Origin of the sequence: Acinetobacter sp. MB5 (assembly GCF_003261585.1) — a bacterium.
Classification (GTDB): Bacteria; Pseudomonadota; Gammaproteobacteria; order Pseudomonadales; family Moraxellaceae; genus Acinetobacter.
This window is the reverse complement of record NZ_POVU01000017.1, coordinates 1-24,882: the sequence shown is the minus strand read 5'-3', so window position 1 is coordinate 24,882 and position 24,882 is coordinate 1. Positions and strand designations below refer to the sequence as shown.

Sequence of the window (24,882 nt, the reverse complement as noted above, 5' to 3'; positions counted from 1 at the left end):
TGATTGTCCGAGCAATTATGCTCACAGTGAGTATATAAATTCAAATCCTTTTTGCTCAAAAAGAGCATAAATAATGTTAAATGACTGTTGTTTATGTATTTATTTTTTATATAACAAAAGCGTGTAGAGAATGTACGTAAAGGTTTTGTTTCACCCAATATTTCTCATACAATGAACCCGATAGCAACAAACATAAGACCAAAGATGCAGTCACATGTCCATTTAGAGCCTTCCCCTTCTCAAGAAACCGCAACCGAACTGGTCGCGGTTTTAATTGCGGTGACCAACTTTTCCGCACGGGTACTCACGATTCAAGATGGCACACTTTTACCTTTTGGGCCGCTCACCCCAATTCACCATTCACTCCAAGCGGGAGCACGAACTTGGGTGCAACAACAAACCGAGCAGCCGCTTGGCTACATGGAACAACTTTACACTTTCGTTGACATCAAACGCTCACAAGATTCAAGACACCCTGTGGTCTACATTAGTTACCTCGGTTTAGTGAAAGAAGCCGATGAGCAAAAGCTGAAATTGGCCGCTAAATGGCACGATTGGTATGAATATTTTCCGTGGGAAGATCGTCGCAGCAAAGATGCCGAGGAAGTCTGTCAGAAAATTTTGCCTAAAATTCAAGACTGGGTAGACTCCGCAGCCTCAGTCTACTTGCGCCAAGCACGTCAGCAACGCATGAATTTATGTTGGGGACTCTCCAGTTACGAATGGCTCGAAGAAAACACGCTTCTTCGTTATGAACTGATGTATGAATCTGGCTTAATCGCTGAATCTCCATATTACGATGGTCGCCTACCTGAATCAGTTACAGGTAAAGCCATGCACAATCATCATCGTCGTGTTCTAGCAACAGCCATGTCTCGTTTGCGCTCCAAACTACAATATCGACCTGTGATTTTCGAATTGATGCCACCTGAATTCACCTTGTACCAATTACAACAAAGTATTCAGGCACTCAGTGGTGTAGAGCTACACAAACAGAATTTTCGCCGCCTGATTCACAACCAAAATCTGGTTGAACCGACAGGTAAAGAAGCGATTCCGGAACGGGGTCGCCCTGCACAGCTTTATCGCTTCAAAAAAAATGTGCATCAGGAAAGTTTACTTTCAGGTTACAAGCTCCCGATTATGAACAACTAATTTGCTGTTTTTGATTAAAAGTTAAATAGTAAATATTGAGAAATTTACTATTTAACTCAAAATAGATATAAATCCAGATAAGCTTGCACTAAAAATCACACCAAATTAATGATAAATATTTGAAATTTATATTTTTATCAATTATTAAAACGCTCTACCCTCAATCAAATCTTTTTACTTCTGCTCAAAATCAGTACTATAGTCAAAATTTATGACAAGTATTTGTACTAAAAATTAATATTTGCGTGTTGGATAGTGAACAATATATACTCCGTTTGAGCATATATTGGAGAGATTCGTCATGCGTTATGCATTGCCAGATGTGTTACTTCAACCACTGGTTCAATCCGCATTAAGGGAAGACTTGGGACGACGCGGAGATATTACCTCCGAAGCCACCATTGATTCACAGCAAACCACTGAATTACATATAATTGCACGTGAAGCAGGCATTGTGTGTGGTGTTCAACTGGCTCGCCTTGCCTTTGCACTTATGGACCCAGCAATTGAGTTTAAAGCACAGTTGCAAGATGGTGATGTCTTGGAAAAAGGCAGCATCATTGCAAGCATTAAAGGTAATGCACAAGCCATTTTAAGTGCTGAACGTACCGCTTTAAATTTCTTAACTCATTTAAGCGGAATTGCCACCACAACTCACGAATTGCAAAGCAGTATTTCCCATACGTCAGCAAAAATTACCTGTACACGTAAAACCATTCCCGGTTTACGCGATGTACAAAAATATGCTGTGCGTGTAGGTGGTGGTCGCAATCACCGTATGGGCCTTGATGATGCCATTCTGATTAAAGACAATCATATTGCTTTGGCAGGTGGTGACATTATTCAAACCATTCAACGTGCCAAAGCTTATGCAGGGCATTTAATTACCGTTGAAGTTGAAGTCGATACCCTTGAGCAACTTGAAGAAGTTCTCAAAGAAGGGGTGTCTTTGGTACTTTTAGACAACATGAGTCTAGAGCAATTGCGTACAGCTGTAGCCATGTGTCAGGGCAAAGCACAGACTGAAGCTTCGGGTGGCATTACCCCTGAAACAGCAGCCAGCATTGCAGAAACAGGGGTCGATTTCTTGGCGCTTGGTTATGTGACTCACAGTGCTCGTTATTTGGATATTGGCTTAGATTACGTCTAGCTTAAATTCAGGATAGCTTGTAACAAAATTTAGGCGTTGCAAGCTATCTCATATTCTCTAAAATGAACGATATCAAGTCATTTAGAGTGAGATTATGACCATCTTTCGTGCACTCTTGGCCAGTTGTGCTATTACAGGCTTAATCACCATGAGTCCTTTCGTTTTTGCCAAAAAAGAAAGTGACAATTTACTCACCGCAATTCAAAAACAATGGGTTGGACAAAAAGCGCCAGCATTCAAACTACAAGATCAACAAGGTCAGTGGCACCAACTTTCTCAATACCAAGGTCAATGGGTTGTCCTGTATTTCTATCCGAAAGACAATTCGCCTGGCTGTACGCAAGAAGCCAATCAATTTAAAGCGCTTTATCCTCAATTTATTAAAAACAATGCTGTCATCTTGGGTGTCAGCCTCGATGATGTAAAATCACATCAAAAATTTTCAGAAAAGCTCAATCTTCCCTTTCCCATTTTGGCTGATGATCAGCAGAAACTGGCTAAACAGTTTGGGATTGTACGCAATTTAGGTTTCACCAAAATCGCCAAGCGCGAAAGCTTTTTAATTGACCCTAAAGGAACGATTGTTTATCACTATACCAGTGTCGATACTCAAACTCATGCTGCACAGGTTTTACAAGATATTCAAAAGTTTAGCCAATAAAAAAGCAGCCTTCGGGCTGCTTCTTCAGATTTGGAATCAAATCAGATTTGCGACTGAATATAGTTTTGCAAACCAATCAGTTCGATCAAACGCATTTGTTTTTCTAACCAATAAGTATGATCTTCTTCGGTATCAGACAACTGCTGCCGCAACATGTCACGGCTAATGTAATCGCCCTTGTCTTCACACAATTTAATGCCTTGAACCAGCTTTTCACGCACATGATATTCAAGTGCAAGATCGGCTTTTAAACAGCTCACGACATCCGTACCGACATCAACATCATCGCGCTGCATGTTGGGTGTGCCACCTAAAAACAGCACACGGCGAATAATGGCATCGGCATGAGAAGCTTCTTCCTGCATTTCATGGTCAATGCGTTCGTAAATTTTATTTAAACCCCAATCATCGTACATACGTGAATGGATCAGGTATTGATCACGAGCAGCCAGTTCGCCACCGATCAACATATTTAAATAGTCTATGACTTCTGGATTGCCACGCATGATGAAATTCTCCTTATAATATACACTCTAGTATGCGGCGTTTAACTTCAAAAAGCAAAAAATAAAACCCATAAGTATATGATTTTCATAAAATTAAAATGAGAAGCATACGCATTTACACTCTAATTTTATCGATTTTATGAATTAAAAATAAGCCCTTAAATCACTTTAAGGGCTTAGACGATGACAAATTCAGGTTACAAATTTCAACATTCATCAAGCATCAATGGCTCAAAAATTATTCAGCAATTACCTGCTGACCATATTCTGCCATCAGGTTTAAAAAGTCAGATTCACTGATGACTTGCACACCCAGCTTTTCTGCTTTTTCGAGTTTAGAACCTGCTTTTTCACCTGCCACGACACATTTGGTCTTGCTCGACACACTTCCACTAACACGCGCACCCAATGCCTGAAGCATTTGTGTCGCCTGATCACGGGTCAGTTGCTGTAAGGTTCCCGTAAGCACCCAGCTTTCACCATTGAGTGGCTGACGGGTCGGTGCTGTTGGTGCATCCCACTCAATCCCTGCTGCCAGTAAACGCTCAACCACTTCAATATTGTGCTGTGCCTGAAAGAAATCCACGATCCATTCTGCGGTAATATCGCCCACATCTGGGGTTTTCTTTAGACTTTCAATATCGGCTTGGCGCAGCGCTTCAAAGGTTTGGAAGGTGTTGGCAAGCATACGTGCAGTGGTTTCACCCACACCACGAATTCCTAAAGCATAAATAAATCGTGCTAGTGTTGTTTTCTTGCTAGCATCAATCGCATCAAATAGGTTTTGTACCGATTTCTCGCCCATTTTTTCAATGCCAAGCAAGGTTTCACGATGCAGATGTAACTGGTAAATATCTGAGACATCATTCAGCAATTCTAAATGCAATAAGGATTCCACCCAGCGATCCCCCAAACCTTCAATATCCAAGGCTTTACGGGATACAAAATGGCGAATCGCTTCGATACGCTGCGCAGCACAGTACAAACCACCTGAACAGCGCGCCAAGGCTTCACCTTCGGGCATGACCACTGGAGAATCACAGACTGGGCACTGGCTTGGAAGCTGAATTTCTAAAGCATCATTTGGACGAAACTCAGGCCAGACTTTTTCAACTTTTGGAATCACATCGCCTGTACGATACACACTTACAGTATCACCTACACGCACATCCAAACGATGAATTTCGCCGATATTGTGCAAGGTCACATTCGACACCGTTACACCACCGACAAAGACTGGATTTAAGCGCGCAACAGGTGTCAGCGTCCCTGTACGGCCAACCTGCCAGTCGATGTGATCAACCGTGGTTAATGCAGCAACAGCAGGAAACTTATACGCGGTCGCCCAACGTGGTTCACGACTCAAAAAGCCCAATTGTTGTTGTTGTTTCAGGCTATCGACTTTAATCACCATGCCATCAATTTCAACCGATAAATCAGGGCGTTCCTGTTGAATCTGTTGGTATTTCTCTTGCACTTCCTGAATAGACTGGCACAAGAACTGGCGTTCAGCGATTTCAAAACCAATCTTGGTTAACCATTCCAAGCTTTCATGCATTGAAGGCAAACCATGATCAGGCTGACATTGGGCAATCCCATAGGCATAAAAGGCTAGCGGACGAGACCCTGCAATTTCGGGGTCAAGCTGACGCAAACTGCCTGCAGCAGCATTTCGCGGATTGGCAAAGGTTTTGTCGCCACGTGCTTGCTGATCGGCATTGAGTTTCTCAAAGCCTGATTTTGGCATCAACACTTCGCCACGAACTTCGAGCAAGTCAGGAATCTGAATATCGTTGCTATATAAAAATTTCGGCAGGTTGCGAATGGTTTTGACATTTTGGGTAATGTCTTCTCCTGTTTCACCATCACCACGGGTTACACCACGCACCAAAACACCCTGTTCATACCAGAGAGAAATGGCTAGGCCATCTAGTTTCAGCTCAACATCGTATTGAACCTGTTGGCTCGGTAATCGCTCCTCAACACGACGGGCAAAGGCAAATAATTCTTCTTGATTAAAGACATTGCCCAAGGACAGCATCGGGACGGCATGGGTCACGCTTTCGAATTTGCTCAGTGCCTGACCACCGACTTTTGATGTTGGTGTATCTTGCTGAACCAGTTCAGGATGTTGTTGTTCTAATGCTTTTAACTGATGAAAAAGATGATCATATTCACTGTCAGAAATGGTCGGTTGATCCATCACATAATAGGCATGGTTATGTTTTGCCAAAATTTGAATCAATTGACGCATCTGCGCAATGATTGCGTTTGTATCCACCATAAAATTTCACCATATAAAAGGGCGGACATCGTCCACCCTAAAGTCTAAACTCAGCGCTTTTAATTAGTTGCTCTGTGCTGCTTGCGGTTTGTAATCAATAATTTGATGACGCCAGTGTTCTTTTAACTGCTGTGTCAGTTCACAGTTATTTTCATCGAACACTTTACCATCGATGTCGCGGGCAATCAGGTTGGCAATGCTGACCATCATGTCAAAGCCTGTTTGTGCATTTGGATTTGGCAATGCCAAGAAAAATGCAAAACCTTGAACCTGCTCAGCCGAGAGTGTTTCCAAATCAAAACCTGCAGGGCCTTCATCGGTTACACGTAACACCGAAAACATCAGCGGACTTTCTTCTTCGGTATTTTCATAGCGATGGAAACACGACAACTCACCAAAACGCAGACCGTATTTCAGTAACACTTTCAGTGCGCGATCACCAGACAGGACACGGCGTGGGTTCGGATAAACATTGAGTGCAAAAATATATTCGGCATTCGACAAGGCACTTTCATCGTCATAGCGCTGCTGTTCATGCAAATGCATATCTAAAATTGAGCTTTCTTCTTCAAAGTCTGCAATCGCAACTGTCTCAACATCAGGATTTAGGCTGAGCTCAATTTCTTCTGCTTTTTTAGCCTCTTCAGCTTCAACAACCGCTGTTTCTTTTACCGTTTCAGCTTCTGGTTGTTTGCTTTCTTGCACTGCTGACTCAGATGCAACAACTTTTTCAGCATCAACTTTCTGATTGGTTTCTACTGCTTTTTGTTCTAAAACAGGCTCAGCTTCTGGTGTCGCTTCAGTTTTGTCATCTTCATCATCTAAATGCGGTTCAACACGCTGCTCTAGAGCTTGTGCTGTAGATAACTGATCACGCACAAAACGCGGAATCACAGGCTGACTGGTTTCAGGGTTAATATGCAATTCCGACTCAAGAGAAGGGACATATTCTTTCGGTTTTCGAAAGATCAAAACCAACCCAAATAAAATAATAGCAACCGCGATCACAATACCTACGATTGTGGTGATTTCCATACTATGACTCCGCAACTAACCCGTATTCTTTCGCTTCTTCTAAATTCACAGTAACCAATTTAGATGTGCCTGGTTCAGGCATTGTAACACCCAATAAATCGGTCGCCATGGTCATTGCCAGTTTATTATGCGTGATGAAGACAAATTGTACCTGCTCGGACAATTCCTGCACCAAATTGCAAAAACGCTGTACGTTGGCATCATCCAGCGGTGCATCAACTTCATCCAGTACACAAAACGGTGCTGGATTCAGACGGAAAATCGCAAAGACCAGTGCCAAGGCCGTCAGGGCTTTTTCTCCGCCCGACAATAATGCCAAAGTACTGTTACGTTTACCCGGTGGTCGAGCCATCAGTTTTACACCCGACTGCCAGTCACTTTCTAAACTCAAACTGGCTTCTCCCCCATTAAACACTTTTGGAAAGAGTTCCTGCAACTCAAGATTGATCTGTTCGAAAGTTTGCATAAATAACTTTCGGGTTTCCTGATCAATACTTTTCATGGCTTGCTGTAACTGTTCCACCGTGTTTTGCAAATCTTGCATTTGGTGAGTCAGTTCTTCATAGCGCTGTGCCACTTCTTCATATTCTTGTGATGCTGTCAGATTCACCGCACCGATTTTGTCGAACTGTTGCTGCGCTTTTTGTAATTGTGCCTGATGCGCTGTAAGCTCAATATCGACCACTTTTAACTGCTCAGCATTGAGCTGTTCAAGTTGTTCGCTATAGTGGCTCAAATCGGATTTGGCTGCTTGCCATGCCAGTCGTTTTTGCTCCAGCAATTCACGGACGTGTTCATCTTGCTGCTGCAACTGATGGCGCTGCTCGGTCAGATGCTGCTGTTTTTCCTGAACCGTATTGAGTTCAAGTTGCCATTCCTGCCACTGTTTTTGCAGTACCGCGGTTTGCTGTTGCTGTTCTTCAAGCTGCGCCTGCAAACTCGGCAATTCAAGCTGAATCGGTTGCAATACACTTTGTGCTTGCTGAAGCTGTTGTACACACTGCGCGTATTGGCTTTTCAAAAAGCTCAGATCTTTTTCAAGCAGTTCGATTTGTTGTTGCTGCTGTTGGAGCTGCTGCTTGCTGTCTTGTAACTGCCCTTGCACTTGCTGACGTTGCTGTTGTTGTTCTTCACATTGCTCAGCCAGCTCATCGACCTGATATTGCAAGGTTTTATAATGGGGTAATGCCTGCTCCAGCTTGATTGCAACAGCATGCAGATCAATCTCCAGATCATCTTTTTGCATGGCATCTTCTTCGATTTGCAGATCGAATTGCTGGAGTTGCATCTGCAATTGTTGCTGCTGTACGGCAAAGGCTTGCTGTGCGCTGTGTAATTTTGCAACCTGCACATCCAGTTGCTGTTGCTGTTGACGGAGTGCTTTAGTTTGCTGTTGCAGGGTTTGAATCTGTTGCTGCGTGGACTGCAAGGCTTGTTCAGCATCGCTTGTCTGTTGCTGCGAAACCTGTAACTGCTGCTGCCCTTCTGCCTGTTCCTGCTCAATTTCCTGCAAACGAATACGGTGACTCAATGCACCTTGTGCCGCCTGACTTTGCTCGTCATACAGCAGCCCGATGACCCAGTCTTGACCCAGCAAATAACCATCCAAACTAAGTAAGCTTTGCCCTGCCTGTAGTTCAGTTTGTAATGCCTGTGCCTGAATAAAATCAGGGACAATCGCCACGTTCTGCCACAACGAATTTTGTGGGTAAGCAATCCAACTGGCAAGTGTTGGCAAACCTAAAAGTTCAGTCTGCACCGTCGTTTCAGTAATGTGTAGTTGTCTCGCCTGTTCAGGGCTAAATGTGGTTTCTTCTGCTAACACATGTGCCGATAGCCACTGTGCCAGATATTTCTCCACCAATCCTGCATGCGGTTTCGCGACCTCGTGTAACTGCAAAACCTGCATCAACTGCTGGGCTGATGACTGCTGTTTCGGCTGCTGTTTGGTCATCAGTTTTTGCAGGTTGTTTTGTTCAGCGTGCAAGATTTTGAGCTGTGACTGCTGCGCAGCCAGTGCTTTTTGCTGTTGCTGTACAATTTCTTGTTGCTGCTGTTTTTGTTGTTCAAATGCGTGAAGCTGCTGTTCAGCCTGCTGCAATTGCTCGGCAACACACTGCTGTTGCTCGGTAAAATCGTCCAGTTCAGGTTGAGCCACCTGCGCTTTGACCTGTTGATATTGCTGTGCCAGTGTTTCTTTTTGATGTTCTAAACGCAGAATATTTTTATTGAGTTGCTCCAGTTGCGACTGCATTTGTGCATGCTTTTGCTGTTGCTGCTCAACTTGGGTTTTGACCTGTTGATATTGCTGCAATGCTGTTTGATATTGTGCAGACAAATCTGAATTTTGCTGTTGTTGCTGTTGATCATTTTGCTCGGCATGCTGAACCGTTTCAGCCAGTTGCTCACACTCTTCATGCAAGGTATCCAGTTGCATTTCAGTCAGTTGTAACTGCTCTTTGAGCTGTGTTTTTTGCTGTTCAAGCTGCACGACTTGCTGACTGTTTTGCTGCTGAATATTTTGCTTTTGTTCGACATTGAGTTGCAGTTCTGCCAGTTTTTTCTCGGCAGTTTGCCAAGCTTGCTGTAATGGCGTGGACTGTTGAATCAGGCGTTGAAACAAACCACTGGTTTCTGTCAGGTCATGTTCCACTGTGTTCAGTTCCGAACGCACCAGTTTAAACTGCTCACCAAACTCGGTCATTTGCGCGGTATATTCCTGCTGCAAGCGTTGGCTTTGCTGACATTGGAACGACAAAATTTCAATTTTTAAGGTGCGGACTTGCTGTTCAAGCTGTTTGTATTGAACTGCGGCTTCGGACTGGCGTTTCAGGGTTTTGAGTTGGGCTTTCAGCTCGTGAGCAATATCTTCCAGACGTTCCAAGTTCTGTGTGGTATGTTCCAGATGTTGCAAAGTTTCACGACGACGCGCCTGATAACGCGATACGCCTGCGGCTTCTTCCACAAACACACGCATTTCTTCAGGTTTGGCATCGACCAAACGGTTGATCATGCCCTGTTCGATAATCGCGTAGGAACGTGGCCCCAAGCCTGTTCCCAAGAAAATATCGGTAATATCACGGCGGCGGCAGCGTGTACCATTCAGAAAGTATTCCGATTTACCATCACGCGTCACCTGACGGCGCACTGCCAGTTCAGAATAGGCATTGTACATGCCACCGAGTTTGCCCAGCGTATTTTCAAAACGCAGTTCGACACTCGCAACGCCCACAGGTTTACGTTTGGCTGTTCCTGTGAAAATCACGTCCTGCATGCTGCCACCACGTAACTGGCGTGCACTCGACTCGCCCATAACCCAGCGAATGGCATCAATCACGTTGGATTTTCCACAACCATTTGGCCCCACAATCGCACTACGGTTCGCTTTAAAGTGTAATGTGGTACTGTCGGCAAATGACTTGAAGCCTGAGAGTTTTAAACTGCTTAAACGCATACTGTCCTAATTAATGACGTGAGCGACGTGCCCATGCCAACTCGATCTGTTTCATTCGTGTCAGGGAGTCCAACACAAGCCCTCGCAAGTGTCGGCAAAAATCGTGCATAAATAAAGTGGCTTGTTGCAAATTTTGGGTCAAAATAGCATCAATCATCCATTTTATGCGATTAAAGGTTTCCTCCAAATCCCGCCGCGAAGTATTCAGGATTAAAAAATAACAACGGCGCAGTGCGGGGAACAAATCTTGAAAGAACTGGGCGAAATACAAATTATGGAATTGCCCCACGTGATTCAGTAGAAAATAGAACCACAAATCATAAAACTGTTCGGACTGCATCTGTTTGACATGCAGTGCCAGTTGCAGCTCAAGCTGTTCAAATTTCTGTTTTTCGCTGGATACATGGTGATAGATAAAACATTGAATCAACTGACTCAACAACATGTCACAACTTTCAAAGAGCTGATTGACCTGCTCCACACTCATTTCCGTGACAATTGCCCCACGACGTGGATAAATCTCGATTAAATGGGTGCGTTGTAATAGCAATAAAGCTTCACGTACTGAACCCCGACTGACTTGCATTTCTTTGGCAATGCGTAGTTCAGGAATACGCTCTCCCTCTAACAATTCGCCAGTAATGATTTGCTGTGCAATCCGATCTGCAATCTGTTCGGCAAGACATTGTTGTGCGGACTGCTGAAGCATGTTTCACCTGCTGAATTTTTTAATTTTGTTTTTAATGTGTGCTGTGTAAAAGTTGTATCACACCCTGATAAATAAAATAACTCCCCACTGTAAAAAGTAAGCCGCTAAAACATTTTTTCAACATGGCTGGGGACAAGGCATGTGCCACTTTTGCCCCAAACTTGGCAGTGACAAAACTCATAATACTAATACCAATAAAGGCATAAATATGCACATAACCAATCGCATGCGGAATCTGTGCGCTCTGTTTAGCCCCGAACCACATAAAACCCAACGCACCTGCAACCGCAATCGGAAAACCACAAGCGGCTGAAGTCGCCACCGCTTTTTGCATCACCACGCCATGTTTGTTTAAGTACGGCACAGTCAATGAGCCACCCCCAATTCCAAAAATTGCTGATGCCACGCCAATTCCCGAACCAGCCAGTGCCTGTTGCCAAACCGTAGGGAGTTGTTTTGAGGTATCAACCGCTTTATTGGCACCAAAAAACATGCGCTGTGACACCCAAAGTGCAAACACCCCGATAATCAGTTGCAAACTATGTCCCGACAAGACATCGGCAACACCCGCGCCAAGAAAGGAACCAATCACCAAACCAGGGGCAATATTACGCACCACCGTCCACATCACCGCGCCTTTTTGATGATGAGCCATAATCGAACTTAAAGAGGTAATCATAATCGTAGCAAGTGACGTACCGAGCGCCATGTGCATAATCAGGTCGGGCGCATAATGCTGTTGGGCAAACACAATATATAAAATCGGCACAATAATCAGTCCGCCACCCACGCCAAACAGCCCTGCGGCAAAACCTGCAATTGCACCAATCAGTAAATATATGATTAACTCCATCTTATGTTTTCCCACGAATGATTGATTATGGATGCGGATACTCGTCAATTACAGCAGCTACTCGAACAGTCCAACTGTACCCCCGATATTGTATTGCTGAAACATAGCACGACATCGACCAATGACGACGTCCGTGCACTGGCGCAACAAGGCATGCATACGGCCTTGGTGTGTAGTGAAATACAAACACAAGGTCGTGGACAACATCAGAGACAATGGGTTTCACCACAAGGAAACATCTATTTAAGCACAGTCATCAATACCAAAACAGCAATTGATGGACGTTTGGCATTAGAAGTTGCCTTAAATCTGATTCATATGCCTGTGCTCAAAGACTTTGATTTACAAATTAAATGGCCCAATGATCTATATAGCCATCAAGGCAAATGGGGCGGCATTCTGGTCGAGCCAATTTCTGCGCATCAAGCAATTGTCGGGGTCGGAATCAACATTATCACCCCGCCCGATCTGCAAAATTTAGATCAGGCAGTCACTTCTCTGAGTGAACTCGGGCTGCATAATCGTAGCCGAATCGAACTCATCCATGATATTTACGTGGCGATTCAGCAAGCAGGCGCATGGTTTAATCATGGTTGCTACAATTTGGCTGAACGCTTTAATCGCGTTGCGATGTTTAAGGATGAACCTGTTGTTTTCGAACATCAGCAAGGGGTTGCTGAAGGCGTGTTCCTCGGCATTCAAAATGATGGTGGCATTCTCCTGAGTACCGCTCAAGGACAAACCGTTTATTATCAGGGACGTTTACGCCCACTTCCTTCTGCACAGTAATCCGAGAATATCATGCAAAATTTATGGCTCGATATTGGGAACACACGCCTAAAATACTGGATTACCCAAGGTACGGATGTGATTGAACACGGCGCAGAGCTGCATTTGCAGTCCCCTGCCGATTTATTACTGGGCTTAGTTCATCACTTTAAAGCCATGCAGATTAGCCGTATCGGAATTTCTTCGGTACTGGACAAGAAAAATAATGACCGTATTAGCCGCATTTTAAAACGGCTCAACGCCCCGCTTGCGATTGCCAAAGTGCAGCGAGAATACGCAGGTTTGCATTGTGGTTATGAAGATATTCAACAACTCGGGATTGACCGTTGGCTGCAACTTTTGGCAGTGGCAAACCCTGATCAGAATTTGTGTGTGATTGGCTGTGGCACTGCCTTGACCATTGACCTGACCCAAGGCATGCAGCATTTGGGTGGCTATATCTTGCCAAATCTGTATTTGCAACGCGATTCCCTGATTCAAAACACCAAGGGCATTAAAATTCCAGATTCAGCCTTTGAAAACCTAGCACCTGGACGGACAACCGTCGATTGTGTACATCATGGAATTTTGCTTGGGCTGATTAGTACTATTCAAAAAATTTTAGAGCAATCGCCACGCCAGTTGATTCTAACAGGTGGTGATGCAGCATTATTTGCCCCTTTTTTACAGGATTACCACCCAATTGTTGAATCAGACCTCTTGCTCAAAGGTCTGCAACACTATACTTTGCATCACAAAAATAATGAGTAATTTAAGGATGAACATGAAAAGCCATTACAAAATCTTTGCTTTAGCTGGCTGTGGTCTTGCCCTATCGGCATGTCAAACCACGACATCAACATCAGTCGCCACAACACAAAACCCTTCAAATGCGGATCAGTCTGTCGTTGCTTATTTTTCGTCTATGGAAACGGGGGGTGTCTTACTGACCAATGCCCGTAATGCCGATGTCTATCGCGTCCTCATCAAACATGACCAGCGTGGTTATTTGGTACAGGACTTTTTTCAGGCGTCCAAAAAACCTCAGTCCAGTCCTGTTTTACTGACGAATCCTGCCGACTTAAACCGAGTTGCACCGACTTCGATGGTGGGAGATTTAACACTATATTATCCAAATGGTCATGTTTATCAACGTGCAACCTATAGCGCAAAACATCAACCAATTGGGCCAGCATCGACATATAACCCACAAGGCAAACTGGTTGTACAGGAAGAAAACCGTGCAGATGGTTCATATTCGGGACGTTTCTGGTATCCAGCCAATCTCCACTTGGCGCTGACGTTTGAAATGAATGCCAATAATCAGGTGACTTCTGCAAAAGGTTGGGATGAGCAGCAGCATGCGATTCCAAGCAGTCAATGTTTTGCTGAAAATACGCTCAATCCTAAAAACACAAACGACCAATGTTACCAATTACTGATGCAGCTTTATCAAGCAAGCTCAACGATGGCTGACTAAACACAGGTTTTGGTCAGTTTAAAATTGAGTACATCTTTGTCATCGATCAATGAATCATAATGAAAAAAATACTGTTCACCAGCCTATTCATTTGCCATCTCTTTATGCCGACCATCGTGTCGGCAAAGGCGCTCGATCAATTATCGCCAACAACACATACCATTCAAAAAAATCAAATTATTGCTTATTTTTCTCCCGTAACTTTGGGTAATGAGTATTCCGCAACCCCTCTCACAACAGGCTACTATCGCGTTTTATTGAAGAAAAAAGCACACGGTCAATACTTGGTTCAAGACTTCTATATCAAGAGCAAGAGTAAACAATCAGATCCTTTCTGGTTAAGCCAAACTGAAGACCTTCACAGTTTTGACCCAATTTCTGTCACAGGTACACTCAAACTGTACTACCCAACGGGTGAGCTATTTTTTACGACTCAGTACAATCAAAAACAACAACTCATTGGCCCAAGTCAATTGTTCAACCGCAAAGGTCAGCTACTATCCAAAGAAGTCACTTATAAAGATGGCACTATTCAGAGTGATTACTGGTATAGCCCAAATGTCCCAGCCCTAAAAGTAAAGTTTAATAAAGACTGGCATGTGTTAAAAGCACAAGGTTGGGATCCTCACGGTCAAGTCATCCCTGAAAATGAATGCTTTGCTGAAAAATCATTAGAACCTCAAAACCAGCTTGATCCTTGTTATTTACTGATGAATCTGCTGAATAATCGTAATCAGGCACTCGCCGAAGAAGAACAATAAAAAAAGGCGCAAGATGCGCCTTTTTTTATCTTCAGAATATTTTATTTCTTCTGATCGTTGTTGCCGAACAGTGGGCCCATGCCACCGCCGCCACCAAACTGTTTTTGCATACCGCTGAGCGAACGCATCATTTTGCCTAAACCCGATGGATTAGCAAATTTCTTCATCATTTTCGCCATTTGCGCATGTTGCTTAATCAATTTATTCACTTCAGCAACATCCATACCACAGCCTGCTGCAATACGTTTTTTACGGCTCGGGTTCATCAAGTCTGGATTACGGCGCTCTTTGAGCGTCATCGACAAGATAATCGCTTCCATCTTTTTAACTTGTTTTTCAGGATTGGCTTGCTGGATCGCTTGTTGCAAACCAGCACCGCTCATACCTGGCAACTTGTCCAAGAAGCCCATCATGCCGCCCATTTTGCTCATTTGCTCAAATTGCGTCAGCATATCTTCAAAGTTGAAGCTACCGCCTTTTTGCAATTTTTTCGCCATTTTTTCGGCTTTTTCTTTGTCGAGTTTGCGTTCAACTTCCTCAACCAAAGACAGCACGTCACCCATACCCAAAATACGTTGGGCAATACGTTCTGGGTGGAATGGTTCAAGCGCATCGAGTTTTTCACCCATACCCAAGAACTTGATTGGCTTACCTGTAATAGCACGTACTGAAAGTGCCGCACCACCGCGTGCATCACCATCAGTTTTGGTTAGAATCACACCTGTCAGTGGCAAGGCATCGTTAAATGCCTTAGCAGTATTTGCCGCATCCTGACCTGTCATGGCATCAACCACGAACAAAGTTTCAGTTGGTTTAACCGCTGCGTGTAATTCTTTAATTTCGCCCATCATGTCTTCATCGACATGTAAACGACCTGCTGTATCGACAATCAAGACATCGGCAAATTTGATTTTTGCCTGTTCAATTGCACGATTCACAATATCAATGGGTTTTTCAGTTGGGTCAGATGGAATAAATTCTGCACCGACTTCACCTGAAACCGTTTCTAACTGTTTAATCGCCGCAGGACGATAAACGTCGGCAGAAACCGTCATGACTTTTTTCTTTTGGCGCTCTTTTAAGAAACGTGCCAATTTTGCTGCAGTGGTGGTTTTACCTGCACCCTGCAAACCTGCCAATAACACGACCACTGGCGGTTTCGCTGCCAAATCAAGGGTTTCGTTTTCCGCCCCCATCATTTTGGTCAGTTCGTCATGCACAATCTTGACAAAAGCCTGCCCTGGAGAGAGCTGGCTCATGACTTCTTGTCCAAGTGCCTGTTCCTTAACTTTCGCGATAAACTCACGCGTTACAGGTAAGGCAACATCCGCCTCTAGAAGTGCCATACGCACTTCTCGCAGGGTGTCTTTAATATTGTCTTCGGTCAGTTGGCCTGTACCGGTAACATTTCTTAAACTCTGTGAGAGTCGTTCTGTTAAGGTGTCAAACATTGCAAATTCCGCTTAAAATGGTCTGTTGCAAAAAAATCTTTCTCAAAAATAGAAAATTTATGCATGAAATGCTATAGGATACTTGAGTTCACATCGAAATTATATCGCATAGCATGAATATTCATTATTCCAACAAAGGTTTGACATGATCAGTCTCCCCTTGGTGTACACGATACTGGCTTTAATCGCTTATACCACTGGTTTTTGGTACTCCTTTATGCACTTATTGGCGAAGCGTGAGCCAAACCGTTGGTTTATTGGCATCATTCTGAGCATAGGTCTGTTGTTACATGGCTATATTTTACAAAATGACATGCTGACAACACATGGGGTCAATTACGACGTTTTCAACCTAATGTCGTTTACTTCTGGATTAATGCTCGTCTTGAGCGCAGTATACAGCACCTATCGTCCCGTTCTTGCCCTCAATTTACTGGGTATTCCTGTCGCTGCGACAGGGCTTATTTTCGGTTTTGCCTTTAGCCAACCCGATCAGTTCACTGAAGAACACTCACTTGGACTAGATGTTCATATCATTTTATCGCTTTCAGCATATGCTGTGTTGCTTATGGCAACCATTCAAGCTGTTCTGATGTGGTTCCAAGACCGTGAATTAAAGAAAAAACAAAAACGTTTGTGGGTCAACCTATTACCACCCTTTCAAGTCATGGAGTCCTTGTTATTTGACATGCTCATGACAGGTTTTGTGGTACTGACCATTGCACTTGGCTTTGGATTCTTTACCGTAGACAGCTTTTTGGGGCAACATCTGGCACATAAAACGGTGTTTAGCATTATCTCATGGATTGTTTATGGCGTGTTGCTCGTTGGTCACTTTAAATTTGGCTGGCGTGGACAAAAAGCCATTCGTTTTACCTTGATTGGTTTTGTCCTGCTTGCTGTCGGATTTATTGGCAGTAAGTTTATTTTGGAAATGATTTTAGGACGCTAATCCTGTCCAATCACCCTAGACAGCGTTGTACAATTTGCGTATAACGCTGTTTTTATTTTTAGGGCAATCGCTTTGAAACTGATTCTTGCACCGATGGAAGGCTTAACCGATCCGATTATGCGTGATGTGCTGACGCATGTCGGCAGTTTTGACTGGTGTGTCACAGAGTTCATTCGCGTTACCGATAGTCTGTTACCCGAACATGTCTATGATAGCTATTGTCCTGAACTAAAAAATGGCGGAAAAACGGCTGCTGGGACACCTGTACATGTGCAGTTTTTGGGAAATAATCCCGAAATGCTGGCAGCCAATGCTGTCCGTGCAGTGGAACTCGGTGCCCCTGCTATCGACCTGAATTTTGGCTGTCCTGCCAAAACTGTCAACCGTCACCGTGGCGGTTCTATTCTGCTTGATGAACCTGATGTAGTGCATATTTTGGTGAAAGCAGTTCGCGATGCCGTGCCTGCTCATATTCCTGTGTCTGCCAAAATGCGTTTGGGCTATCTCGATGAAAACTACACATTGGACAATGCCCACGCCATTGAAGATGCAGGTGCAAACTGGCTGACGGTGCATGCACGTACTAAAGCCGATGGTTATACACCGCCTGCCTTCTGGGAAAAAATTCGACCGATTCGCGAAGCACTCAAAATTAATGTCATTGCCAATGGTGAAATCTGGAATTATCAACATGCCAAAGCATGTCAACTTCAATCAGGCTGTGAAGATTTGATGCTGGGTCGTGGTGCAGTCACCACACCTGATTTGACGCAATGTATTCGCCAGAAATCTGATCAGGCTTTGCTATCTTGGCAGGACTTGGTCGAGCTACAAATTCGCTTCCTGAATGGCCCAAGCAAAACTGAAATTGGCATGGTCGGACGTTATAAACAATGGCTCGGTATGATGAGCAAAGCCTACCCTGAAGCCAAGCAACTTTGGGATGAAGTTAAACGCATTAAAGTGCTAGATGATGTCATCCAGCAATTACAACGCAGTATCGCACCCTAAATCATTTTCATAAAGCTGCACCTGTTGCTTGAGCCAGTCTAAAAACAGACTGGTTTCAGGTTGCAAAGTCTGCCCTTCAGGTATCACACTCCAGTACGCCCACGGATACGCCGCCACCGTATTGGAAATTCTTTTAAGGATACCTTGCTGTACCAAATCAAACACCAGACTTTTACGTTCCAGGGCAATGCCTAGCCCACGGCGCAGCATTTCAATCACCACATTCGAATCATTCACCTGCAATAAAGTCTGCCGAGGGAATGCCACATCTGCCTTTTCACACCACCAGTTCCATGCTTCCATTGATGAAATGATTGGGGTTTCAATAATCTCCTGATCCGAAAAATACAGTCGCCCTTGTTGATAATCTGCTGCTGCAACGACCCACAATTCATCATAGAACAACAGATTGGTCTGAGCTGCTGCCCGCCAATCACCATTTCCCATACGAATCGCCACATCAGCCTGCGGCTCAGCAAGATCGCCCAGTGCCAAATCGACCTGTAGCTTTAAATGAATTTGTGGATACTGCTGGCGAAAATCTACCAAACGTGGAGCAAGCCACTGTGCAGCAAAGGACGGTAAAGTCGCAACCACCAACTCGGTTTGACGTGGATTACTTTTGAGTTGAAAAGTGGCATCTTCCAATGACTTCAAGGCATCCCGAATTTGGATCGCATATAAACGCCCATCTTCTGAAACGGTGACTTTCTTGGCATGTCTTTGTAGTAACTGCCGCCCCAGATAAGCTTCAAGTGCTTTAATCTGCTGACTGATTGCCGAATGTGAAACATGCAATTCTGCTGCGGCCTGAGTAAAACTTCCCAGTCGACTGACCGCTTCAAAGCTTTTGAGCATGTGTAATGATGGCAATTGTGCCATGTAAGTCATCCTTACAGCTTGTGTTAGAAATACGAAAACCCACGTTCAATGATTTGTGTATGCTAAGAAAAACATCATGCAACACAGAGATTTGCCATGAAACTTTACGGAATGCTTGATTCACCTTTTGTACGACGTGTTGCCATCAGTCTTGCCAGTCAACAGGTCGATTTTGAACTGATTCAATTATCCGTCTTTTCTACCTTTGAGCAATTTTCTCAGATCAATCCCGTCGTTAAAGCACCAACCTTATTGCTTGATGATGGCACATACCTGATGGATTCCACCCTGATTTTGCAATATCTGGAGCATCAACAAAAACTCAACTGCTTTGTACTCTCAGCTCAAGGTTATCAACTTTTGGGACTCACTTTAGCTTTAGCAGAAAAAGCGGTGCAATATGTCTATGAAACCCAATTACGTCGAGAAGAACTGCAAAACCCAGCATGGAAACAAAGAGTTCTAGATCAAGCTGAGAAAGCTTGCCAAGCGATTGAACAGCAGCTGCAAAACTATCAGCTCAATCCAGCAGATCAGGTCTGTATTAGCCTTGCGATTGTATGGACATTTATCCAGCACAAACTCACAGGTTTGATTTCACAGGAAAGTTATCCCTTAATCACAAAGCTGCAACAGCAGATGGAACAGACTGAATTTTTTCAGCGCTATGCCTATCCACAAGCATAATCCATAGAGGGATGTCTGGCTTCGCATCCCTCATACTTATTTCACCTGACTGACATAGCTCGGTAAATCCCAAGCACCGCCCAGTTGAATCATGCGGCACATGCCTGTCGTGGTATCTGAACTTTTTACGAAGTTTTGACCATTCCAAACCCACTGGGCATGCCACCAACAATCTCCCAAACCACGACCTTTCTGTGATGATTCAATCACACCATTCTCATAACCCGATGCATCAGTTGTTACCAATAGTGGTTTATATGGTTTTTGCTGCTGAATCACCCAATAGCCATGACCTTCATTATATGCACCACGCCAACATAGCCCACTCACCAGTAAGCGTTTATTCGGTAAAACTGCTTCGACTTGTGGCTCAAATTTGGTGTATTTGTCATTTTCAGTCAGACTCGAACATTCCCGCTCATCGGATTTGTTTTTTGCTTGCTGCACTTTCAAGTTTTGAGTCAAAAGACTCCAATCCACCTGTTTTTGCCAAAGCTTTAAATTGGCGACTGGAATTTTCTGTTGATGAATAATCGGCATCGGTAAAGCAGCAAAAACTGACTTTTCAGACTGATTACCCACACGAATCAAGGCAGATGGAGTATTTAAACGCCCTTGCTGTTCATCGAGTTTCAGTAAGACTGCATTTGCCCCCTCGCTCGACAGTTCCCAACGGGATTTGCCCGCAGCAAAATAAATACGCTGGCTGCCTTTCAATGCAGTAAGTAACGCACGAGTTTGTACTAAATTAAAATTCCCAGCAGCATCTTTTAAAATAATTTTGCCTAAATTTTGCTGACCCACCCAGAAATCCACGGCTTTAGGAATCGCAGGATCACCTTCATCGCCCACATTGGCAAGTTGAAGCTTGGCATTGACCGACTGACTCACACCAGCCTTACGCGTCAACAATACAGACACTCTTGCGTGTGCATCATCACTGGAATATCCAGCTGCACGACAAGTTCTAGTATTATCACAAGCCATTTCCCAGTCTTTATATTCAAATGATTGATCATCTGCATGGGCAAAAACTGCCATGCCGCCAAGTAACATACCCACTGCGATACTTTTTTTCATTTTCACTATTTTTATCAGATACAAAAAAGCTGATTATGCCGAAAACGATTACTTTTATGCTGTAACAAAATTGCAAATTTCTTGAGAATAAACCATGTCTTCTATTTTAAAAATAAGTCTCATTAGCACCAGTCTATGCCTCATCATAAGTTCTTTCGCACATGCAGACTGGCCAGAAAATGAAACCCAGCAACTCAAGTTTTGTACCACACTCGCAGCAAAAAATATTCAAGCCATGCAGTACTATCAAAAAGCACAGTATATACAAGCCCGCAAAGTTTGGACGGAACATGTGGGATATTTGGAAAGCTGTTTACGCATGAAAGAAGATCCGAGTGATCAAGCCAAGCAGATTTTCACTGCAAAAAATTCTGCTTATTTGACCCAAAACAGTTTGGATACCTTATATAACAGCATTGCCCTGACCTATATCAAAACTCATGATTATGGCAAAGCCAAAGCGTGGCTGAGCCTTGCACCTCAATCACCAAAAACTGCATTCAATTTAAAACTGATTCCACAACATCCAACCAACAACAGTGTCGCTGGTGAATACTGGATCTATGCAGGCTTAGGCGCTTGGCAAAGCTATACCATAAAAGCCCAAGCCCATCAGCAATATCTGATTCATTTTGAAGGTTTATATTTTGGTTTAAATGGTTTGCTCTATGGGCCAAACTTGGGTGAATATGAATATCAAGGGAAAATTCAAAATCGACAATCAACGTGGAGCTATCCTGATCCAATCGAACATGATTTTTGCCGAATTCAACTCAAATTCCAACCAAATCGACTGCATGTCACCACGACGACCAACGGTTCACCAGACAGCAGTTGTGGCTTCGGACATAATGTCACCGCCGATGGAGATTACCTCAAAGTTTCCTAAAAATACTGTAAAAATAACAGGCCACTAATTTTAATCGTAAACGTTAAAGACAAGTCGATTATCCTCAACGTATAATTTTATTATTCAGCTAAAATAACTGTACTGACTGTACATTTTTAATCACAAGACATTCTTTGACTGGGGAAAATACAACTTGAATCTTGGGCTAAATCGCATTCGTCAAGTGACCTACAATGCATCGCTGATGTATAACTTCCGTATGGCTATTGCCTTTATCGGAACGGCTTTTGTGCCTTATTTTCTGCATTTTCAACTCGCAACTATTCCACTGACATTGGGTGTAGTTGCAGCAGGATTAAGTGATATAGATGACCGCTTTACGGTTCGTATTTTAAATCAGTTTTATACCTATTTCGGTTTCTTTATTGCGGCAAGCTCTGTTCAACTTTTATTTCCCCATCCCTTTTTCTTTGCATTTAGTTTAATTATTGCCTGTATTGTGCTGATTTTATTAGGCTCTTTAGGGCGACGTTACGCCACGATTTCATATGGCTGTTTGGTCGTTTCTGTCTATGCCATGCTCGGCGTGCATTTGTTTGAAGATTGGTATATGCAACCATTACTGTTACTGACAGGTGCAATCTGGTACGGCATTCTTTCAACAATTAGTTTCTTGCTGTTTCCGATTCGTCCTGTACAAGTCAAACTGGCTCAAAGTTATACCTGTCTGGGTGACTTTCTATTTGCAAAATCCAATCTGTTCGATGTCGACATGACACCAGAGAGCTATCGGCAAAGCATGATCGATCTGTCGATGGAAAATGGCAAATTGATTGCGCTGTTTAATGACATGAAAACTGCGTTACTCACCCGCCTAAAAGGTGACCGTGGACAAAAAGATACGCGTCGTAGCCTACAATATTATTTTGTCGCTCAGGATATTCATGAACGTGCCGATTCAGCCCATATCGATTATCAACAACTGGCTGATAATTTTAAACACAGCGACATCCTCTTTCGCTTTCAGCGAATTTTGTCACTACAAGGTAAAGCCTGTAAGGATTTAAGTGATAGCATCACCAAACAAATGCCTTATCAGCACAACAAACGCTTTAAACATGCCTTTGAAAACCTCCGCTTATCCCTAAAAAAACTGCCAGAACAGTATCCTGACGATCCGATTTGGGTTAATGCACTGACTTCACTCTATCAAAATTTAAAAGCGATTGATGGACAACTGCGTAACCTTGAAGCTGAGCGCGCAATTAGTCTTGATACTGGCAAACAAACAGAGCTTCAGCTTAAAGATGATGATCTCAAAGGTTGGGCTGACATTAAAGTTCGTATTTTACAAAACCTCACCCCAGAATCCGTTTTATTCCGTCATGCAATTCGCGTTTCGGTTGTGCTTTTTTGTGCCTATATTTTTGTACAAATCACCCATAATCATATTCAATATGGCTACTGGATTTTATTGACTGCGTTGTTTGTTAGCCAGCCTAACTTTAACGCCACCAAACGTCGTTTACGTCTACGAATTTGGGGGACTCTACTGGGAATCATGATTGGTCTTGCGATATTAAACTTGATTCCCTCTACCGAAGGCCAACTGTTTGTCCTGATCTTAAGTGGTATTTTGTTCTTTGAACTTCGTAGTAAACAATATGCCCAAGCCACTGCCTTTATCACAATTTTAGCCCTAATCAATTTCAACCTTGATGGGATGGGTACAACCGCAGCCCTACCGCGGATGATTGACACACTGATTGGTTGTGGCTTTGCATGGTTAGGCGTGACATTTATTTTTCCAGACTGGAAATTCCGTCGCCTGCCGCACAGCATTCGTCGTGCACTCAACGCTCAATGTGATTATCTAACCGAAGTGGTTCAGCAATACCGTAATGGTCGCAATAACGGACTAGATTATCGTGTTAAACGTCGTACTGCACATAATCGGGATGCTGAACTGGCTTCACTCATTTCAACACTGGCAACAGAACCTGATTTTGATCCTAGTCAAAAAACTGCCGCTTTTGACTTACTCTGCTTGAGCCATACCTTTTTAAGTTATATTGCCGCACTCGGTGCTCATCGTGAGCAAATTCAAGATCCTGAAATTCTGACTCTGCTCAATACTGCATTAGATGACATCCAAGGTGCTTTACTACGTGATGAACGTCCAGACTTGAATGCACAAAACATGCTACAAAACATTCGCCAACGTTTATCCCAAAGCAATCAGGATGATCAAAAAGCGCTGATTATTTTGCAGCAACTCTCGCTCATGTTTGGCATACTTGATCAGCTCATGCGCTTAAAACAGAATTTAAGTAATGAGCAGAATAATGATGCCAGTGAATTGGCATCTCTTTAAAAGCTGCGATTTTGGTGTAATATGTTCACGTTTCGCCAATGTTTAATGCTAAACTTTTTGAGTATCTATTTGTAACTATTCGCTATGACCGCTAAATCCTTATATGCATATACTTTGCAACCCGTAAATTATGAAGTTTCCGAAGCTGAACAGCGTAATGCACAGCTGATGATTTGGCGTAGTACCAATAAAATTAGCCTGAAAGCTTGGGCAATTATGGGTGCTGTTGTCGTATTGGCTTTAGTGGGTATCGCACTCATTAAAAACTATTCAACTATTTTTTGCTGGGTCGCAATTGCCTGTGTGGTAATTTATCTACTGATCCGCAAGTTTGGTTTGGAATGGTACGTCAAACGCAAAATGAACGAATTCCCTGCACAGGAAATTAAAGGCATTCGTTTAGGTGTACAACCTCATGGTCTTGTTATGCGTCAACAAATGGGTATGCAAGAAGGTGTTGGTACAGTTGGTTGGAAAGATATGTACGAATGGTACAACGCACCAGATTTCTTATTGATCAACTTCAAAGTCAAAGATCAGCAAGGTGCATATATTTTGCCAAAACGCATGGATTCAAAAAATTTCTCGTTTGAAACCATTCGTAAACACCTAAAAGAAAGTGTTGGCGAACCAAAACAAATCTAAGTATAAAAATACAGAAAAACCTCCCACGTGGAGGTTTTTTTATGTCTTTAAATATGGTGAAAAGCAGGCAATCAGCAATCAGCAATCAGCAATCAGCAATCAGCATTCATAAAACACGATTAATATTAAATATA

22 protein-coding genes are annotated in these 24,882 nt (G+C 43.3%); 13 read left to right on the top strand and 9 right to left on the bottom strand.

The genetic code is table 11. The features are described from left to right. Positions 1-204 precede the first annotated feature (204 nt). From C1A47_RS14595 to C1A47_RS14585, 3 genes are all read left to right on the top strand, one after another. Positions 205-1,155, top strand: a complete 951-nt coding sequence (locus C1A47_RS14595; protein ID WP_111895754.1) for an NUDIX hydrolase — start codon at positions 205-207, stop codon at positions 1,153-1,155. A 301-nt stretch (positions 1,156-1,456) separates the two neighbouring features. Continuing rightward, positions 1,457-2,305 (top strand): carboxylating nicotinate-nucleotide diphosphorylase, encoded by an 849-nt coding sequence (nadC, locus tag C1A47_RS14590; RefSeq protein WP_111895753.1) that lies wholly within the window; start codon positions 1,457-1,459, stop codon positions 2,303-2,305. A gap of 148 nt (positions 2,306-2,453) precedes the next feature. Beyond that, a complete protein-coding gene (locus tag C1A47_RS14585; protein WP_227539795.1) occupies positions 2,454-2,966 on the top strand; it encodes a peroxiredoxin in 513 nt (170 codons plus the stop codon). A 41-nt stretch (positions 2,967-3,007) separates the two neighbouring features. Here the strand turns inward: C1A47_RS14585 and ftn are convergent, their stop codons facing one another. From ftn to C1A47_RS14555, 6 genes are all read right to left on the bottom strand, one after another. After that, a complete protein-coding gene (ftn, locus tag C1A47_RS14580) occupies positions 3,008-3,472 on the bottom strand; it encodes a heteropolymeric bacterioferritin subunit Ftn (RefSeq protein WP_111895751.1) in 465 nt (154 codons plus the stop codon). Between the two features lie 238 nt (positions 3,473-3,710). Next, positions 3,711-5,756, bottom strand: a complete 2,046-nt coding sequence (gene ligA, locus C1A47_RS14575) for an NAD-dependent DNA ligase LigA (protein ID WP_413772969.1) — start codon at positions 5,754-5,756, stop codon at positions 3,711-3,713. A 63-nt stretch (positions 5,757-5,819) separates the two neighbouring features. Continuing rightward, positions 5,820-6,791 carry a cell division protein ZipA C-terminal FtsZ-binding domain-containing protein gene (locus C1A47_RS14570; protein WP_111895750.1) on the bottom strand — a complete coding sequence of 324 codons (972 nt, stop codon included), beginning with the start codon at positions 6,789-6,791 and terminating at the stop codon, positions 5,820-5,822. A gap of 1 nt (position 6,792) precedes the next feature. Then, entirely contained in the window at positions 6,793-10,245 is a 3,453-nt protein-coding gene (gene smc / locus C1A47_RS14565) for a chromosome segregation protein SMC (protein ID WP_111895749.1), read from the bottom strand. Positions 10,246-10,255: 10 nt separating this feature from the next. Continuing rightward, complete coding sequence (locus C1A47_RS14560; RefSeq protein ID WP_111895748.1) at positions 10,256-10,954, bottom strand: GntR family transcriptional regulator; 699 nt, start codon at positions 10,952-10,954, stop codon at positions 10,256-10,258. 31 nt (positions 10,955-10,985) lie between these two features. Next, positions 10,986-11,807, bottom strand: coding sequence for a sulfite exporter TauE/SafE family protein (locus C1A47_RS14555; protein ID WP_111895747.1), 822 nt, complete (start codon positions 11,805-11,807; stop codon positions 10,986-10,988). Positions 11,808-11,834: 27 nt separating this feature from the next. Here C1A47_RS14555 and C1A47_RS14550 point away from each other — a divergent pair, with 27 nt between their 5' ends. The 4 genes from C1A47_RS14550 to C1A47_RS14535 are packed head-to-tail and all read left to right on the top strand — an operon-like array spanning position 11,835 to position 14,816. Then, complete coding sequence (locus C1A47_RS14550) at positions 11,835-12,596, top strand: biotin--[acetyl-CoA-carboxylase] ligase (protein ID WP_111895746.1); 762 nt, start codon at positions 11,835-11,837, stop codon at positions 12,594-12,596. Positions 12,597-12,608: 12 nt separating this feature from the next. Continuing rightward, positions 12,609-13,346, top strand: a complete 738-nt coding sequence (locus C1A47_RS14545) for a type III pantothenate kinase (RefSeq protein WP_111895745.1) — start codon at positions 12,609-12,611, stop codon at positions 13,344-13,346. Between the two features lie 13 nt (positions 13,347-13,359). After that, positions 13,360-14,055 carry a hypothetical protein gene (locus tag C1A47_RS14540; RefSeq protein ID WP_111895744.1) on the top strand — a complete coding sequence of 232 codons (696 nt, stop codon included), beginning with the start codon at positions 13,360-13,362 and terminating at the stop codon, positions 14,053-14,055. A 59-nt stretch (positions 14,056-14,114) separates the two neighbouring features. Then, complete coding sequence (locus tag C1A47_RS14535) at positions 14,115-14,816, top strand: hypothetical protein (protein WP_111895743.1); 702 nt, start codon at positions 14,115-14,117, stop codon at positions 14,814-14,816. A gap of 41 nt (positions 14,817-14,857) precedes the next feature. On the opposite strand, the gene ffh is transcribed toward C1A47_RS14535, so the two are convergent. Continuing rightward, positions 14,858-16,267: a signal recognition particle protein gene (gene ffh / locus C1A47_RS14530; protein WP_111895742.1), complete on the bottom strand. Its 1,410-nt coding sequence runs from the start codon at positions 16,265-16,267 to the stop codon at positions 14,858-14,860. Between the two features lie 145 nt (positions 16,268-16,412). On the opposite strand from ffh, the gene C1A47_RS14525 reads away from it, so the two are divergent. Together C1A47_RS14525 and C1A47_RS14520 are read left to right on the top strand one after the other, a co-directional pair. Beyond that, positions 16,413-17,219, top strand: a complete 807-nt coding sequence (locus C1A47_RS14525) for an inner membrane protein YpjD (RefSeq protein WP_111895741.1) — start codon at positions 16,413-16,415, stop codon at positions 17,217-17,219. A 72-nt stretch (positions 17,220-17,291) separates the two neighbouring features. Next, positions 17,292-18,230: a tRNA-dihydrouridine synthase gene (locus tag C1A47_RS14520; RefSeq protein ID WP_111895740.1), complete on the top strand. Its 939-nt coding sequence runs from the start codon at positions 17,292-17,294 to the stop codon at positions 18,228-18,230. Here C1A47_RS14520 and C1A47_RS14515 read toward each other — a convergent pair. After that, on the bottom strand, positions 18,207-19,112 hold the full coding sequence (locus tag C1A47_RS14515; RefSeq protein WP_111895739.1) for a LysR substrate-binding domain-containing protein: 906 nt from the start codon (positions 19,110-19,112) through the stop codon (positions 18,207-18,209). The genes C1A47_RS14520 and C1A47_RS14515 overlap by 24 nt on opposite strands. Positions 19,113-19,208: 96 nt before the next feature. On the opposite strand from C1A47_RS14515, the gene C1A47_RS14510 reads away from it, so the two are divergent. Continuing rightward, positions 19,209-19,799 (top strand): glutathione S-transferase, encoded by a 591-nt coding sequence (locus tag C1A47_RS14510; RefSeq protein ID WP_111895738.1) that lies wholly within the window; start codon positions 19,209-19,211, stop codon positions 19,797-19,799. Between the two features lie 36 nt (positions 19,800-19,835). On the opposite strand, the gene C1A47_RS14505 is transcribed toward C1A47_RS14510, so the two are convergent. Then, positions 19,836-20,879 carry a DUF1176 domain-containing protein gene (locus tag C1A47_RS14505; protein WP_111895737.1) on the bottom strand — a complete coding sequence of 348 codons (1,044 nt, stop codon included), beginning with the start codon at positions 20,877-20,879 and terminating at the stop codon, positions 19,836-19,838. A 94-nt stretch (positions 20,880-20,973) separates the two neighbouring features. Between C1A47_RS14505 and C1A47_RS14500 the strand changes: the two genes are divergently transcribed. The 3 genes from C1A47_RS14500 (at position 20,974) to C1A47_RS14490 (ending at position 24,748) form a co-directional block, all read left to right on the top strand. Further along, complete coding sequence (locus C1A47_RS14500; RefSeq protein WP_111895736.1) at positions 20,974-21,768, top strand: hypothetical protein; 795 nt, start codon at positions 20,974-20,976, stop codon at positions 21,766-21,768. 154 nt (positions 21,769-21,922) lie between these two features. Beyond that, complete coding sequence (gene yccS / locus C1A47_RS14495; RefSeq protein ID WP_111895735.1) at positions 21,923-24,103, top strand: YccS family putative transporter; 2,181 nt, start codon at positions 21,923-21,925, stop codon at positions 24,101-24,103. 84 nt (positions 24,104-24,187) lie between these two features. After that, complete coding sequence (locus C1A47_RS14490; RefSeq protein WP_111895734.1) at positions 24,188-24,748, top strand: hypothetical protein; 561 nt, start codon at positions 24,188-24,190, stop codon at positions 24,746-24,748. The last annotated feature ends 134 nt before the right edge of the window (positions 24,749-24,882 follow it).